We start from the raw sequence: 15468 nt of genomic DNA on the forward strand, positions 1-15468 counted from the left end.
CGCGGGGTGCGGTCGGCGTCCGGGCCCTGCCCCGGGCCCCTGTTCAGTCGCGCTGCCGGTCCAGGGCCTCGCCGAGCGTGCGCGCCGCGGTGATGAGCGAGAGGTGGGTGAACGCCTGCGGGAAGTTGCCCAGTTGCTCTCCGCTGGGGCCGATCTCCTCCGCGAAGAGACCGACATGGTTGGCGTAGGTGAGCATCTTCTCGAAGGTGTACCGGGCCAGGCGCAGCCGTCCGGCGCGGGCCAGGGCGTCGACGTAGAGGAAGGTGCAGAGACTGAACGTGCCCTCCGAGCCGCGCAGTCCGTCCGGGGAGGCGGCCGGGTCGTAGCGGTAGACCAGGCTGTCGGAGACGAGGGTGCGGTCCATGGCGTCCAGGGTGGACAGCCAGCTGGGGTCCTTCGGGGCCAGGAAGCCGACCCGGGGCATCAGCAGGAGCGAGGCGTCGAGCACGGCGCTGCCGTACTGCTGGACGTAGGCCCGGTCCGGCTCGCTCCAGCCGTGCTCCATCACCTGCTCCAGGATCTCGTCCCTGGCCCTGGTCCACCGGACCGTGTCGGCCGGCCTGCTGAACTCTGCGGCCAGCCGCAGGCCCCGGTCGAAGGCCGCCCAGCACATCACGCGGCTGTAGGTGAAGTCGTGGCGGCCACCGCGGGTCTCCCAGATCCCCTCGTCGGGCCGGTCCCAGGAGTCGGCGAGCCAGTCCAGGGTGCGGGCCACGAGCTTCCAGCCCCGGTAGCCCGCCTGGATGCCGACCTCACGTCCTTCGGACAGTGCGTAGAGGGCCTCGCCGTAGATGTCGAGCTGGAGCTGACCGGCAGCAGCGTTGCCGAGCCGTACCGGCGCCGAGCCCCGGTAGCCCGAGAGATGGCCGAGCACCTCCTCGGTCAACAGGGGCTCCCCGTCGACGTGGTACATGATCTGCAGGGCTTCGCCGACGGCGTGCTCCCGGTCCCGCAGCCGGTCGCCGAGCCAGTGGGTGAAGGCCGTCGCCTCCTCGACGAACCCCAGGTCGAGCAGGGCCCGGACGGACAGGGAGCCGTCCCTGACCCAGGTGTACCGGTAGTCCCAGTTCCGTTCGCCGCCGATCTGTTCGGGCAGTCCCATCGTCGCGGCGGCGACCGGCGCGCCCGTGGGTGCGTAGGTGAGGAGTTTGAGGGTGATGGCGGAGCGGTTCACCATGCCGGGCCACCGGCCGCGGTACGTGGAGGTGCGCAGCCACGCCTGCCAGAAGTCGACGACGGACCACAGCTCGGCGGTGACCGCCTCGACGGTCGGGGGCGGCGGGGCCGCTCCGCCGGGGGCGCAGAGGGTGAAGACGGCCACGGCCGTCTCGCCGGCTTGCAGCGTCAACTCACCGCGCACGTCCCGGCCTTCGCGCTCCAGAGGGAAGCTCGTCCGCAGGTGCCCGGTGCCTTCCGGTGCGCGGAACACGGCCGCGTCCGGCTGCAGTTCGAGCTCGTGCGGGGCGCGTCCGTAGTCGAAGCGGGGTCTGCACTCCAGGGTGAAGTGGACGCTCCCGCGCACCACGCGCACGGCCCGCATCAGGGTGTGCCGGTCGGTCGCCACCGGGATGTGCGAGGGAACCATCCAGTCGAGTACCTCGCCGACCCCGTCCGGTGACATGAACCGGGTGACCAGCACGGCGGTGTCGGGGTAGTAGAGCTGCTTGCAGGTGTGGCCGGGGCCGTCCGGCGACAACCTGAAGAAGCCGCCGCGATCGTGGTCGAGCAGGGCGGCGAAGACGCTGGGCGAATCGAACCTCGGCGCGGCCAGCCAGTCGACCACGCCCTGCTCGGAGATCAGTGCGACGGTCTGCAGATCACCCACGAGGCCGTGATCCGCTATGGGCGGGTACCGGTCCATGTGCATCCAATCTCAGGCACGCCCGTGCACCATCCACTATCCGCCGAACCGGGTGCCCCCGCCCGGCCGGCCCGGCTGCTGGTGCCGGAATCGTGCCGACCGGCGATGATCGGAAGGAGTCGGGCAGCGTCGTCCCTTCCTGCCCGCGCAGCGGTCAGGAGGATCCCGATGCCGCAAGACATCAGGCCGGTTCCGTACGGCGGTGAGTTCCCCACGCCCGATGAGCGGGCGGCGCGCGGCAAGGCGGCCCGACGAGCGGTGCCGCGGTCGAGCCACGCGGTGTTCGAGCCAGGCTCCGGCCGGCCGGATCCGCTGGACATCCTGGAGGGCCAGTCGGCGGCCAGGGTGCCCGAGCTCATCCCGATCCGCTATGGGCGCATGGCGGAGTCCCCGTTCCGCTTCTACCGGGGCGCGGCCGCGATCATGGCCGCCGATCTCGCCACCACTCCGGTCTCCGGGATCAGGGCTCAGCTGTGCGGGGACGCTCACCTGCTGAACTTCCGGCTGCTGGCTTCGCCGGAGCGGCAGCTGCTCTTCGACATCAACGACTTCGACGAGACCCTGCCGGGTCCCTGGGAGTGGGACGTCAAACGGCTGGCGGCCAGCCTCGTCATCGCGGGCCGGGCGAACGGTTTCGGTGACCGGGAGCGCGCCGCCGTCGTGCTGGCCACGGTGAGGTCGTACCGGGAGTGGATGATCCGGTTCGCGGGCATGCGCCATCTCGACGTCTGGTACGCACGGACGGACGCCGACCGGCTGCGTACCGTGGCGACGGAGCAGCTGAGGAAGCGCGGCCGCAAGGGGGTGGCCCGCGCCATGGCCAAGGCCCGTAGCCGGGACAGCCTGCAGGCGTTCGACAAGCTCACCGAGGTGGTCGACGGACGGCGCCGGATCGCCGCGGACCCGCCCCTGCTCGTCCCGGTCGCCGATCTGCTGCCCGACGTGGAGCGCACCGCGTTCGAGGAGCAGTTCCGCCGGCTGATCGACGGATACGGCCGGAGTCTGGCGTCCGACCGGCGCACCCTCCTTTCCGGGTTCCGGCTCGTCGACGTGGCCCGCAAGGTGGTCGGTGTGGGCAGCGTCGGCACCAGGTGCTGGATCATCCTCCTGCTCGGGCGGGACAGCGGGGACCCGCTCTTCCTCCAGGCCAAGGAGGCGGACATCTCGGTGCTCGCCCCGTACACGGGCGCGAGCCGGCACCGGAACCAGGGCAGCCGGGTGGTCGCGGGACAGCGGCTGATGCAGGCGGCGAGCGATATCTTCCTGGGCTGGGAGCGGGTGGACGGGATCGACGGCCGGTCCCGGGACTTCTACATCAGGCAGTTGCGCGACTGGAAGGGCATCGCCCAGCCGGAGCTGATGGTCCCGCGAGGGCTCGGCGTCTTCGGAGAGGTCTGCGGCGCCACACTGGCCCGGGCCCACGCCCGGTCGGGGGACCGGATCGCGATCGCGTCGTACCTGGGCCGGGGCGAGGCGTTCGACCGGGCGCTCCAGCAGTTCGCGGAGTCGTACGCCGACCGGAACGAGCGAGACCATCAGGCTCTGGTCGACGCGGTACGGTCCGGCCGGCTGCCCTCGGCCGACCCGGCGGGCGAAGGGACGTGACCCTGCCCGCGACCGGCCGGCGCTGTTCGCGCCGCACCCGTACAGCGCGGATATATCACCCAAGTCACCACATCGTGGTATCACCGTGGGGATGCCTTGAGGACAGGGCGTCCCCAGGGGATTCGCGATGCCGAGGAGACAACGAGCATGACGGCCGAGCCAGCCGGAACGCCCGCCGCCCAGCCACCTGATCCCGTCGCCCTGATCCGCACCCGCGGCTACGCGGTCATGCTCGTGATGGTGGCGATCCTCGGGGTTCCGATCTCGGCGGCGGCCTTCGGCTTCCTCGCCCTGGTCTCCGAACTCCAGTCACTCACGTACGACGATCTGCCCGACGCCCTGGGTTTCGCCTCCACGCCCTCGTGGTGGCCGGTACCGCTGCTCGGCGTGGCGGGCCTGCTGACGGGGCTGGCCGTCCGGTACCTCCCGGGAGACGGCGGGCACAAGCCGGCCGAGGGGCTGGTGAGCACCGGCCCGCCCTCGGCCGCGCAGTTGCCCGGCATCACTCTCGCGGCGATCGCTTCCCTCGGCCTCGGTGCGGTGCTCGGCCCGGAGGCGCCGCTCATCGCGCTCGGCGGCGGCCTGGCCGTGTGGGCGGTGCGGCTGATCAAGCCGGACATCGCTCCGGGGGCGATCGCCGTGGTGGGGGCCGCGGGCAGCTTCGCCGCGGTCAGCGCACTGCTGGGTTCTCCGCTTCTCGGCGCGTTCCTGCTGATGGAAGCCTCGGGGCTGGCCGGGATGATGCTCGGGGTGGCGCTGGTGCCCGGACTCCTGGCGGCCGGGATCGGCGCACTCATCTTCACGGGACTCGGCTCGTGGACGGGCCTGGGGACGTACTCACTGGCGCTGCACGAGGTGCCGCCGGCCGACGGCCCCACCGTCGCCGAATTCGGGTGGGCCGTCGCGCTCGGGCTGGGCGCGGCACTCGTGGGCGCAGGTATCCACCGGCTGGCGCTGTTCCTTCAGCCGAGGGTGGAGCGGCGGACGGTGGTGGCCACCGTGGCGATGGGCCTCGCCGTCGGGGTGCTCGCCCTTGTGTACGCCGAGGGCACCGGGAATTCCGCGTCGCAGGTGCTGTACTCGGGCGAGCACGCCCTGGACCCGCTGCTCTCCGACAGCGCGCGGTACTCGGCGGCCACCCTGGTGGTACTCATCGCCTGCAAGTCGCTGGCCTACTGCGCCTCCTTGAGCGCGTTCCGGGGCGGTCCGGTCTTCCCGGCGATGTTCGTCGGTGCGGCCGGCGGCCTCGCGCTCTCCCACCTCCCCGGGCTGAACCCGACCTCCGGATTCGCCATGGGTATCGGAGCGATGTGCGTGGCCATGCTGAAACTCCCGATGACGGCGGTGCTGCTGGCGACGCTGCTGCTGGGCTCCGAGGGACTCACCGTCATGCCGCTCGTGATCGTCTCGGTGGTCGTCTCCTACGTCGTCACCCTGCGGATCACTCCCCCGCCGGCCGCGTTCGCGACGGAGCCGCCCACACCGTGAGCGGCCCCGCCCGTCCCGGGAGGTACTGCTCCGTCAGACGGTCTCCCCCTTCTGCGGCCCCGCGCAGAGCGCCCAGATGATGAAGACGTCGATGGCGATGAGCACGATGGACCACAGCGGATAGTGCGGCAGCCACAGGAAGTTGGCGAGCGCGCCGAGTCCGGCGAGGACGATACCCGCGACACGCGCCCACATGGCCCCGGTGAACAGGGCGCAGCCGGCGAGCACGATGACGATGCCGAGAATGAGGTGGACCCAGCCCCAGCCGGTCAGGCTGAACTGGAACACGTAGTTGCGCGTGGTGACGAACACGTCGTCCTTGGCGATGGCGGCGACTCCCTGCAGGATCGCCATGGCCCCGCCGAAAATCATCAGGACTCCGGCGAAGACCGTCCACCCCGTCTGGAACGGATGACGGGAGCTCGGGGCGGTGTCGTGCGCGGCTCGCGGTTCGTTACTGGTACTGGCCATGCCGGTCGGCCTCCTCGGGTAGCGGAATCACCCGGCGGGACCGACATGCCCGACCGGGCGAACCCCCTGTCCCAGCGTGACACGACGGCACCCGACCGGCAGCACGAAGGAGGCGCATCCCCGCGCCCGCCGGGGGCCGCACCGCCGAGTGTCTCGAAACAGAGATACCCTCTCTGATGTGAGAGATGCAGGCGTGGAAGAGGCGGGGTCCGTCGAGGCCGGGCTGGCGGCGCGGCTCGGTGAACTACGTGTCGAGCGCGGCTGGTCACTGGACGAGCTGGCCCGGCGCAGCGGGTTGAGCCGCTCGACGCTCTCCCGGCTGGAACGAGGCGAGCTGAGTCCCACCGCCGCCCAGCTCGGCCGGCTGTGCACCGTCCACGAGCGGACCATGTCCCGGCTGCTGCTGGAGGTGGAGGCCCAGCCACCGCAGCTGGTGCCCGCCGGGCGTCAGACGGTCTGGCGGGACGAGGAGTCGGGATTCGTGCGCAGGTCCGTCTCGCCTCCGCATGCCGGTCTGCGCGCGGAGGTCATCGAGGGCATCCTCGACGCGGGTGCCGTGATCGCGTACGAGAATCCGCCCGTCCCCGGTCTGGAGCAGCACATCTGGGTCCTGGAGGGGACGGTCGAGATCACCGTCGACGCCACCGTGCACACGGTCGGCCCGGGCGACTGCCTGCGCTTCCGGCTGCGCGGACCCTCACGCTTCCACTGTCCGGGCCCTGGACGGGTCCGCTACGCACTGATGATCGTCGCACCGTGAAAGGACCTGCCGCATGACCGAGATCGTCCCGGTGACCGGACCCGAACTGGTCACGTACGCCGATGAGCTGGCCGCCCTCCTCGTGGAGACGGTCGACGGCGGAGCCTCCGTGGGGTTCCTGGCGCCGCTCGACCGGGATGCCGCCGCGTGCTGGTGGCGGGAGCGCGCCGCCTCCGTGGACGCGGAACATCACCAGGTGTGGATCGCCCGGGACGGTGAGCGGATCGCGGGGACGATCGGCCTGACCCGGGCACCGCTGCCCAATGGCCGTCATCGCGCGGAGATCGCCAAGCTGATGGTCCGTCCGTCGGCGCGCGGCCGCGGGCTCGCCCGGGCCCTGCTGGACGCCGTCGAGCGCTCGGCGGCCGGGGAAGGCGTCACGCTGCTGATCCTGGACACCGAGAGCGGAAGTCCGGCCGAGCGGCTGTACCGCTCGGCCGGATGGACGGAGTGCGGGTCCGTTCCGGACTACGCCGCCGACCCCGCCGGTGTCCTGAAGCCGACCACCTTCTACTACAAGGCCATCGGCCAGGACGGTGCGGCGCCCGCTCAGGCGGTGAGCCCTTCGAGGTCCTTGTAGACGACGCCGTCCTTCATGACGAGCAGGATGTTCCCGGAGTCGCCGAGGGACGTGATGTCATCGAGCGGGTTGCCTCGCGCGATCACGACATCGGCGCGCTTGCCGGGCTCCAGGGTGCCGGTCTCGTCGGCGATTCCCAGCAGTTCGGCCGCTTCGGACGTCCCGGCGCGCAGTGCGGCCATCGGGGTCATGCCGCAGTCGACGAGGTACCCGAGCTCGCGCAGGTTCGTTCCGTGCTCGGCGATGCCGCAGTCGGTGCCCATCGCGATCCGCACCCCGCGCTCGATCGCGCGCGGGATGTGCCGGCGGGCGACGTCCTGCCAGTGCTTCTTCTTCGCGTATGCCCAGGGCGCGGCCTTCCCGGGGTCCGGGTCGGTGTTGGCGGTGGTGAGCGTCGGTACGAGGAAGGTGCCCCGCTCCAGCATCAGCCCGATGGCCTCGTCGTCGATCTCGTAGCCGTGCTCGACGCTGGCGACGCCGCCGCGCACGGCGTTGAGGATCCCGCCCCGGCCCTGGGCGTGGGCGGCGACCTTCTTGCCCCGGTGGCCGGCGGCGATCTCCGTGATCGTGCGGATCTCGTCCTCCAGGAAGCCGTCGTCGTCGGGCTGGTCGGTCGGGCTCCATACCCCGCCGGTCGCCGCGATCTTGACGCAGTCGGCGCCACGGCGGAGCACATCGCGGACCGCCTTGCGGCATTCGGCCGGGCCGTCGGCCAGCTGTCCCATGGGGTTGCTGTTGGGGCGGCCGTCGTTGCCGGCCCGGAAGTCGCCGTGCCCGCCGGTGGGGCTGAGCATGGCGACGGCGACCTGGAGCCGGGGGCCGATGAGGAGGCCGGATTCGACGGCCCGCCGGTGTCCGGCGTCCGCGCCGCCGAGGTCCCGCGCCGTGGTGACGCCGGCTTCGAGCGTCTGCTTCATCCTGGGCCCGGCCAGGAAGGTGACCAGGCTGTGCGGCATGGCGGCGATCTCGGCGTGGCTCAAAGCCGTTCCGGGGGCCGCCATGTGGACGTGGCAGTCGATGAAGCCCGGGAGTATCGCGTCTCCGCGGACGTCGACGCGCCGGGTCGCGGCCGTGGTGACGGGGCTGTCCGCGGTGCGGCCCGCCCACCGGACGCGACCGTCCTCGATGAGAACCGCACCGTCGCGGACCGGCTCGCTCCCGGTGCCGTCGATGAGCAGGCCGTTGTGCAGGAGTACGGAAGTGGTGGGGGCGGGCATGGCGCTGTTCCTTCCCTGGAGAGGGCGCAAGGGGGCGGGACGCTGGTTCAGTTGGCGGACTTCACGGGGCGGGCGACGACCGCCGCGGCGACGGCGACGAGGGCCGAGACCCCGGCGCAGCACCACCACACGGTGGTGTAGGCGTCGATCGTCGGGATCTCGGTGCCCTTGAAGGTGAGCGCGGTGAGGATGGCCGCGAAGACAGCTCCCGCGACGGAACCGCCCACGGTCTTGGCGGTGTTGTAGATGCCCGTGGCGATGGCGGTGCGCTCGTGCGGGCTGGAGTCGATGATCAGGACGGGCATCGCGCTGAGGGCGAGGCCGACGCCGGAACCGACGATGAGGTTGACGACGACGAACTGCCAGGGGTGGTCGTGGGCGGCGATCAGGAACACATAGCCGATCGTCATGAGTACCCCGCTGAGGGCGAGGGCGCCGCGTCCGCCGATGAGCCTGAAGAGCCGGGAGGCGAACAGCGAGGCGATGAACGCCATGACACCGGACGGCAGCATCAGCCAGGCGATCCCGAGGGCGTCGTAGCCGAATCCGTAGCCGAGCTTGTCGGCGGGCGAGGACACGAAGAGCACCAGGGCGGTCTGGGCGCCGAAGAGAGCGGTGCCGAGCAGGAAGCTCGCCGCGTAGACGGGAAGCAGGGTGCGCTGCACGGTGAGGCGGATGTCGACGATCGGCTCGGCGACGCGGAGTTCGACCAGGACCCAGACGACGAGGCTGACCGCGGCGACGGCGAACAGGGCCAGGGTGGTGGCGTCGGTCCAGCCCCACTTGGGTCCCTGGGAGATGCCCAGCAGCAGCGTGGCGAGTCCGGCGCTGAGGAGTCCGGCGCCGGCCCAGTCGACCCGGCCCGGGGCTCTGGTCTTCGACTCGGGCACCAGGAAGAACACGACTCCGGCGCACAGGAAGGTGGCAGCGGCCGGGATCCAGAGGACGCCGTGCACGGAGGATATGGCCTCACGGAGCAGTCCGGCGACGACCATGCCGGCGCTGGCGCCGAAGGTCAGCGCGCCGACGAGCATGGCGATGGCGCTCCGGGCACCGGCGGCGTCCAGCCGGTCGCGGACCAGTCCGATCTCCAGGGGCAGGAGCGCCGCAAGCGGTCCCTGGAGCACCCGGCCGACCAGCAGCACCTCGAAGGAGGGCGCCCAGGCGACCAGTACGGAACCGACGGCGAGGCAGAGGACGGCGATGCGCAGCAGCCGCCGGTGGCCGTACATGTCGCCGAGCCGTCCGAAGAGCGGTACGGAGACGGCGGCGGCGAGGAGCTGGGCCGCGTTGACCCAGTTGAGGTCGCCCGCGCCGACGTTGAGCACGGTGCCGAGTTCGGGCAGCAGGGTCGGCATCATCCCCTGGATGATGCCGCTGGTCAGCTCGACGAAGACCAGGAATCCGACGACCGCGGCGACGCGGGTGGCGCCGAGGCCTGGCGCGCCGGCGCCCGCGGTGGGCTGGATACGCGACATGGGCTCTCCACTTGGGCACGGCCGCGCGCACAGGCGCGGCGGGTGAGGGTGGGTCAGGGGAAGTTCGGGGGCGGCGTCGGTGGGGCGCCGCCCGGCCGGGGTCAGGCGGCGGGGCGGCGGCCGGCGTCGAGGAGCGAGCGGGCCACTGCCCGCACGACGGCCAGATCGGCCGGTCCCGGGGTGATGCCGATCGCGGCCAGGGCCGCCCCGGCATCGGCGGAGCTGTCGGGAGGAGCGGGCGTGGACGGGGCCAGGGACGTGTGGTCCGGCCCCGCACCGTCCGGGTCCCGGAGCGGGGCGGGCCGTTGCCCGGGGTCGGGCGCGGCCCGGCGCAGATGCCAGGTGGTGGCGGACTGGTAGGCGTCGCCCGCGGCGATCAGGGTGTGCTCGCAGCGGGGGCGGCCGGCCAGCTGGAGGGAGAGCGGCAGCCCGGCAGGGTCCGCGCCCATGGGCAGGGCGAGGGCCGGGAAGCCGGTGGGATTCCAGACGGCGGTGAGGTTGAGCTCCTCGCCGGGTGCGGCCTCCTGTGCGTACGGCCGCGCGGGCGCGGGCCAGGTCGGGGTGGCGATCAGGTCGACGCCGCCGGGGCCGTCCATCCGCGCCAGCAGCTGCGCGGTGAGCTGTCCGCGGGTGCGCTGGGCGCGGAGGTAGAGGTGTGCCGGGACGAGTCCGCCGGCGGCGGCCAGCCGGCGAAAGGTCCGGCCGTGCCCGTCCCAGTCGGCGGCAAGCCGGTCGCCGTGCGCGGCGAAGGCTTCGGCAAGCATGGTGACGCCATTGACGGCGAGCAGCCCGCCGAACTCCGGGAGTTCCAACTCCCTTATCTGTGCGCCGAGTTCACGCAAGGTCCGCAGCGCGTCCTGAAATGCGGTGCGGCACTCCGCGGTGACGCCCGGACCGTCGATCAGTCCGTACGGAACACCGATGCGCAGTCCGCGCGCCCCGTCCGGCGCGGGAGCCCTGGGCGGGAGGCCGGTCAGCGCGTCGAGGAGGAGCCCGCAGTCGCGGGCGGTGACGGCCATCGGACCGAGGACGTCCTGCGAAGGGCTGAGCGGGATGCAGCCGTCGACGGGCAGCAGTCCGAAGGTGGTCTTGAGGCCGGTGGCTCCGCAGAGCGCGGCGGGCAGCCGGACGCTGCCCGAGGTGTCGCTGCCGAGGGCGCCCAGAAAGAGTCCGGAGGCGATGCCCGCACCGTTTCCGGTGCTCGATCCGCCGGTCCACCGCTCGGGGTCCCAGGGGTTGCGGGGCACCGGGAAGCCGTGGGCGGGGTCGGGGCGGCCCATGGCGTACTCGGCCATGGTGGTCTTGCCGAGGACGACCGCCCCGGCGCCGCGCAGCCGGGCGACGGCCGGTGCGTCGAGCCCGCTCCACCAGTGCGGGTCGTGGACGGGGCTCTGCGCGGTGGCCGCGCCCTCGACGGTGGCGATGTTGTCCTTCACCGCGAGGGGCAGCCCGTGCAGCGGGCCGCGTTCACCGGCGGGGCGGGAGTCGGCCGCCCTGGCGGCGGCAAGCGCCTGTTCCGGGAAGCGGGTCACGTACACACCGAGCAGCGGATCGAGCACCTCGGCGTCGGCGAGTGCGGCAGTGACGAGTTCCTCGCTGCCGACGGCGCCCGACCGCAGGGCAGCGGCGGCGTCGGCGAGGGTGGCGAAAGGCTGCTGCACGCTGCGCCTCCGGAGTCGGATGTGGCTGGATCTGATGAGGTACGGCGATGCTAATCTCCGCTCAACATTCCACTCGGAATTGCCTATCCCTGTCGTGAACCTTGATCGAATGCAGTTTTTTCCCAAAGCACCCGTCAGTACGGACTCCCGATGACTGAAAATCTGGCCTCACTCAGCGAGCTGGACCTGGCCCTGGTCAACGCTCTGCAGATCAACCCACGGGCTCCCTGGACCGAGCTGGCGAAGGCCCTGGAGGTCGATGCCGCGACCGTGGCCCGGCGCTGGGAGCGGCTGCGGGCCGCCGGCCACGCCTGGGTGACGGCGTATCCGTACGGCGGCTCGGGGGCCGGCGCGCTGATCGAGATCGACTGCGCGCCGGGGCAGGCGGGAGCGGTCGCCGAGCTCCTGTCTGCGGACCCGCACGCGGTGACCGTGGAGCACGCGGCAGGCGGCCGCGACCTTCTGATCACCGCGATGGCCACCGGTTTCGGCGCGCTCTCGAGCTACATCGTGGACCGGCTGGGCACCACTCCCGGGATCGCGGCGACCCGGGCCCATCTGATCACCCGCAGTTACACCGAAGGCAGCGTGTGGCGTCTGACGAGCCTGAGCCGCACCCAGCAGGAGGCGCTGACCGCGTCCCGCCGGTCGGCACTGGGCGACACACAGCACCTGCCCGAGTACGCCGAACTCGTCACGTCGATTGGCGAGAACGGGCGCATGTCCCTCAGCGAACTCGCCGAGGCCCTCGGCGTCTCGGTGAACACGGCGAGCCGCCGGCTGAACCGGCTGCTGGAAACGGGACGTCTCGTACTCCGCTGCGATCTGGCCCGCTCACTGTCCGGCTCACCGGTCGCCGTGACCCTCTTCGGGACTGTTCCGGCCGAGCATCTGGACGCCACTGCGCGGGAGTTGGCGAAGCTTCCGGAGATCAGGCAGTGCCTGGGCCTGGCCGGTCCGCAGAACCTGATCGCCACTGTCTGGGTCTCGTCCCTGGTGGACGCCCAGGCCCTGGAGGTCCGCCTCGCCGCGACCATCCCCCATCTGCGGATCGCCGACCGCGCGGTCGCGCTGCGCGCTGTGAAGCTCATGGGCCGGCTGCTGGATCCGGACGGCCGGGCGACCGGCTTCGTACCGATGGACCTCTGGGCGTGACAATGGCCGTGGAAGACACATGACGAGGAGAAACCCATGACGCTGCACGACATCCCGCTGCACACCCTCACCGGCGAGCCGACCACGCTGGGCGCCTACCGCGGTCAGGCGGTCCTGCTGGTGAACGTCGCCTCCAAGTGCGGGCTGACCCCGCAGTACGCCGGCCTGGAGCGGCTCCAGAAGGAGTACGGGGACCGCGGCTTCACGGTGCTCGGCGTGCCGTGCAACCAGTTCGGCGGCCAGGAGCCCGGGAGCTCGGAGGAGATCCAGACGTTCTGCTCGACGACGTACGGGGTGAGCTTCCCGCTGCTGGCGAAGACCGACGTCAACGGCGCCGGCCGGCACCCGCTCTACACGGAGCTCACCCGGCTCACGGACGCGGACGGCGAGGCCGGTGACGTCCAGTGGAACTTCGAGAAGTTCCTGATCTCCCCCGCGGGCGAGCCGGTCGCCCGCATCCGCCCCCGCACGGAGCCGGAGGCCCCGGAGGTCGTCGCGGCCATCGAGGCGCAGCTCCCCGCCTGAGTACCCCCGGCGCCCCGCCGGGTGGGCTGGTGACCACCCACCCGGCGGACCGGGCCCGCTGTCAGGCGTGGCTCAGCAGGAGGGAGCCCTTCGGGTAGGTGACTTCGCCGTTCACGTACGTCACCTGGACGCTCACCGGCGTGCCTTCCTGGATGTCGCCGCTCTTCCACGGGCTGCAGTAGGGCGAGTTGTGGCCCCGGGTGTTCGTGACACGGTCCCAGGTGCCGTTGCGGCCGATGTCGAGCTTCACCTCGACGCTCCAGCCGTCCGCGGCCGTGTCGCAGGCACGGATCGAGTCACCGGGGATGTCACCGGACGGGTCGGCGTTCCACTGCCCGTATCCGCCGGATCCGACGGCGATCGTCTTCGGCGCGGCAGATGCCGTGCCCTGGACCGCGACGACGAGCCCGAGCGCGGCAGCGGCGGCTGTCACGGCCCGGGCGATGGCGATCTTCAGCATGGATGCCCCCTCCATCGACCGGTCACGATCTTCACGGGGAATCTACAGGGACGGACCGGGGGCACACCATTCCCGCCGGACCGGCGCGGCCCCCGCCCCTGTCGGCGCGACAGGGAGCGGGGGCCGGGACCGGGGGCCTGGAGGGGCGTCAGCGGATGGGCATCCCGGACAGCGTGCGGGCGATCACCAGGCGCTGGATCTCGCTCGTCCCCTCGAAGATCGTGTAGATCGCCGCGTCCCGGTGCATCCTCTCCACGGGGTACTCACGGGTGAAGCCGTTGCCGCCGAGGATCTGGATCGCCTGAGCGGTGACCTTCTTGGCCGTCTCGCTCGCGTACAGCTTGGACATGGAACCCTCGGCCGACTCGAACGGCTTGCCGGCGGTCGCCATCCACGAGGCGCGCCAGACCAGCAGACGCGCCGCGTCGATCTGGGTACGCATGTCGGCGAGCTGGAAGGCGATGCCCTGGTTGTCGATGATCGGACGGCCGAACTGGGTCCGGGTCTTCGCATAGTCCAGCGCGACCTCGTACGCGGCACGGGCGGTGCCGACGGCCATCGCGCCGACAGCCGGGCGGGACGCCTCGAACGTGGCCATCGCGGCGTTCTTCACGCGCTCGCCACCACCGGAGGCGGCGCGCTCGCGGGCCCGGGCGAGGCGCTGGTCGAGCTTCTCCTTGCCGCCGAGCAGACAGTGCCCCGGGATGCGCACGTCCTCCAGGACGACCTCGGCGGTGTGCGAGGCGCGGATGCCGTGCTTCTTGAACTTCTGGCCCTGCGAGAGGCCGGGGGTCTCCGGCGGCACGATGAAGGAGGCATGCCCCTTGGACCCGAGCTCGGCGTCGACGACCGCGACCACGACGTGGACGTTGGCGATGCCACCGTTGGTCGCCCAGGTCTTGGTGCCGTTGAGCACCCACTCGTCCTTGGCCTGGTCGTACACCGCGCGGGTACGCATCGAGGCGACGTCGGAACCGGCGTCGGGCTCGGAGGAGCAGAAGGCGGCGACCTTCACGTCGTTCGCGTCGCCGTACATCTGGGGGATCCAGGTGCCGATCTGCTCCTCGGTGCCGTTGGCGAGGACGCCGACGGCCGCCAGGCCGGTGCCGACGATCGACAGGGCGATGCCCGCGTCGCCCCAGAACAGCTCCTCCATCGCCATCGGGATGCCGAGGCCCGTCGGGTCGAAGAACTGCTGCGCGTAGAAGTCCAGGGAGTAGATTCCGACCTTGGCGGCCTCCTGGATGACGGGCCAGGGCGTCTCCTCACGCTCGTCCCACTCCGAAGCTGCCGGACGGATCACATCCGCGGCGAAGCCGTGAAGCCAGTCACGGACCTGCTTCTGGTCGTCGTTGAGCTCGAGCGTGAACTCGGCCATGTTCCCCTCCACGTACTGCCGTCAAAAGATCGTTACTTGCGGTAACAACAGTCTGTTACCGACAAGTAGCCTGTGTCAACCGCCCGGGCGGCGATCCACGCACCGCTGGGCAGGGTGTTACGTTGCGCAGGCAGGACGGACATGCAGGGTCAGGGGTGGGAGAAACGACATGGAGACCACACGACAGGCCGAGCGACAGCGGACAGCGGCCGAACGCCGCCGCCGTGAGCTGCTCGAGGCCGCCGACCGCGTGGTGCTCAGAGACGGCCCCGGGGCCTCGATGAACGCCATCGCCGCAGAGGCGGGCATCACCAAGCCCATCCTCTACCGGCACTTCGGCGACAAGGGCGGCCTCTACCGCGCCCTCGCCAAACGGCACACCGACGCACTGCTGAGCGCCCTGCGAGCCGCGCTCGACGCCCCCGCCGACCGCCGCCGACGCGTCGAGGCGACGCTCGACACCTACCTCGCGGCGATCGAGGCACGACCGCAGGTCTACCGCTTCCTGATGCACCCGTCCGAGGACGCGGTGCCCTCCCCCGAGCAGGGCTTCGACGTCGGAAGGCACTCGGCCCCGCTGCTGCGCCGCCTCGGCGAGGAGCTCGCCATGGTCATCGCGGAGCGGGTGGACCTCGGCCCCGACAGCCAGGAGATGGCCCGGATCTGGGGCCACGGCATCGTCGGCATGATGCATGCCGCCGGCGACTGGTGGCTGGGCGAACGCCCCTGCTCACGCGAGCAGTTGGTCCGCAGCCTGGCCGATCTGCTCTGGGGCAGGCTGGCCGCGGCGGGCGACCGCCCCGGTGGCCCCGGGTTCTGACGCGGCCGG

14 protein-coding genes are annotated in these 15468 nt (G+C 71.6%); 7 read left to right on the top strand and 7 right to left on the bottom strand.

Annotated features, from left to right (window positions below; genetic code table 11):
• Positions 1 to 43 precede the first annotated feature (43 nt).
• On the bottom strand, positions 44 to 1861 hold the full coding sequence (locus tag ACIOEW_RS27345; RefSeq protein WP_401966689.1) for a glycoside hydrolase family 15 protein: 1818 nt from the start codon (positions 1859 to 1861) through the stop codon (positions 44 to 46).
• A gap of 168 nt (positions 1862 to 2029) precedes the next feature.
• On the opposite strand from ACIOEW_RS27345, the gene ACIOEW_RS27350 reads away from it, so the two are divergent.
• Entirely contained in the window at positions 2030 to 3466 is a 1437-nt protein-coding gene (locus tag ACIOEW_RS27350) for a DUF2252 domain-containing protein (protein ID WP_401966691.1), read from the top strand.
• A 147-nt stretch (positions 3467 to 3613) separates the two neighbouring features.
• Positions 3614 to 4954, top strand: a complete 1341-nt coding sequence (locus ACIOEW_RS27355) for a chloride channel protein (protein WP_362557394.1) — start codon at positions 3614 to 3616, stop codon at positions 4952 to 4954.
• 33 nt (positions 4955 to 4987) lie between these two features.
• On the opposite strand, the gene ACIOEW_RS27360 is transcribed toward ACIOEW_RS27355, so the two are convergent.
• Positions 4988 to 5425, bottom strand: coding sequence for a hypothetical protein (locus ACIOEW_RS27360; RefSeq protein ID WP_362557396.1), 438 nt, complete (start codon positions 5423 to 5425; stop codon positions 4988 to 4990).
• A 178-nt stretch (positions 5426 to 5603) separates the two neighbouring features.
• Here ACIOEW_RS27360 and ACIOEW_RS27365 point away from each other — a divergent pair, with 178 nt between their 5' ends.
• Positions 5604 to 6185, top strand: coding sequence for an XRE family transcriptional regulator (locus ACIOEW_RS27365; RefSeq protein ID WP_362557398.1), 582 nt, complete (start codon positions 5604 to 5606; stop codon positions 6183 to 6185).
• A gap of 13 nt (positions 6186 to 6198) precedes the next feature.
• Positions 6199 to 6765 carry a GNAT family N-acetyltransferase gene (locus ACIOEW_RS27370; protein WP_362557400.1) on the top strand — a complete coding sequence of 189 codons (567 nt, stop codon included), beginning with the start codon at positions 6199 to 6201 and terminating at the stop codon, positions 6763 to 6765.
• Here the strand turns inward: ACIOEW_RS27370 and ACIOEW_RS27375 are convergent.
• From ACIOEW_RS27375 to ACIOEW_RS27385, 3 genes are all read right to left on the bottom strand, one after another.
• Positions 6735 to 7982, bottom strand: a complete 1248-nt coding sequence (locus tag ACIOEW_RS27375; RefSeq protein WP_362557402.1) for an amidohydrolase family protein — start codon at positions 7980 to 7982, stop codon at positions 6735 to 6737. The two genes, ACIOEW_RS27370 and ACIOEW_RS27375, sit on opposite strands and share 31 nt — an antisense overlap.
• Positions 7983 to 8029: 47 nt before the next feature.
• The gene (locus ACIOEW_RS27380) at positions 8030 to 9460 is read right to left on the bottom strand and encodes an MFS transporter (RefSeq protein ID WP_362557404.1); all 1431 of its coding nucleotides are present in this window, start codon (positions 9458 to 9460) and stop codon (positions 8030 to 8032) included.
• A 101-nt stretch (positions 9461 to 9561) separates the two neighbouring features.
• Positions 9562 to 11121 (bottom strand): amidase, encoded by a 1560-nt coding sequence (locus ACIOEW_RS27385; RefSeq protein ID WP_362557406.1) that lies wholly within the window; start codon positions 11119 to 11121, stop codon positions 9562 to 9564.
• A 150-nt stretch (positions 11122 to 11271) separates the two neighbouring features.
• Between ACIOEW_RS27385 and ACIOEW_RS27390 the strand changes: the two genes are divergently transcribed.
• Positions 11272 to 12276 (top strand): AsnC family transcriptional regulator, encoded by a 1005-nt coding sequence (locus tag ACIOEW_RS27390; protein WP_362557408.1) that lies wholly within the window; start codon positions 11272 to 11274, stop codon positions 12274 to 12276.
• A 36-nt stretch (positions 12277 to 12312) separates the two neighbouring features.
• Positions 12313 to 12801 (top strand): glutathione peroxidase, encoded by a 489-nt coding sequence (locus tag ACIOEW_RS27395; RefSeq protein WP_362557409.1) that lies wholly within the window; start codon positions 12313 to 12315, stop codon positions 12799 to 12801.
• Between the two features lie 61 nt (positions 12802 to 12862).
• Here the strand turns inward: ACIOEW_RS27395 and ACIOEW_RS27400 are convergent, their stop codons facing one another.
• Positions 12863 to 13261 carry a hypothetical protein gene (locus ACIOEW_RS27400; RefSeq protein WP_401966698.1) on the bottom strand — a complete coding sequence of 133 codons (399 nt, stop codon included), beginning with the start codon at positions 13259 to 13261 and terminating at the stop codon, positions 12863 to 12865.
• A 148-nt stretch (positions 13262 to 13409) separates the two neighbouring features.
• The gene (locus tag ACIOEW_RS27405; RefSeq protein ID WP_362557413.1) at positions 13410 to 14639 is read right to left on the bottom strand and encodes an acyl-CoA dehydrogenase family protein; all 1230 of its coding nucleotides are present in this window, start codon (positions 14637 to 14639) and stop codon (positions 13410 to 13412) included.
• Positions 14640 to 14808: 169 nt separating this feature from the next.
• Between ACIOEW_RS27405 and ACIOEW_RS27410 the strand changes: the two genes are divergently transcribed.
• Positions 14809 to 15459, top strand: coding sequence for a TetR family transcriptional regulator (locus ACIOEW_RS27410; protein WP_362557415.1), 651 nt, complete (start codon positions 14809 to 14811; stop codon positions 15457 to 15459).
• Positions 15460 to 15468 lie beyond the last annotated feature (9 nt).

It is taken from the genome of Streptomyces sp. NPDC087901, assembly GCF_044742205.1.
Lineage (GTDB): Bacteria > Actinomycetota > Actinomycetes > Streptomycetales > Streptomycetaceae > Streptomyces.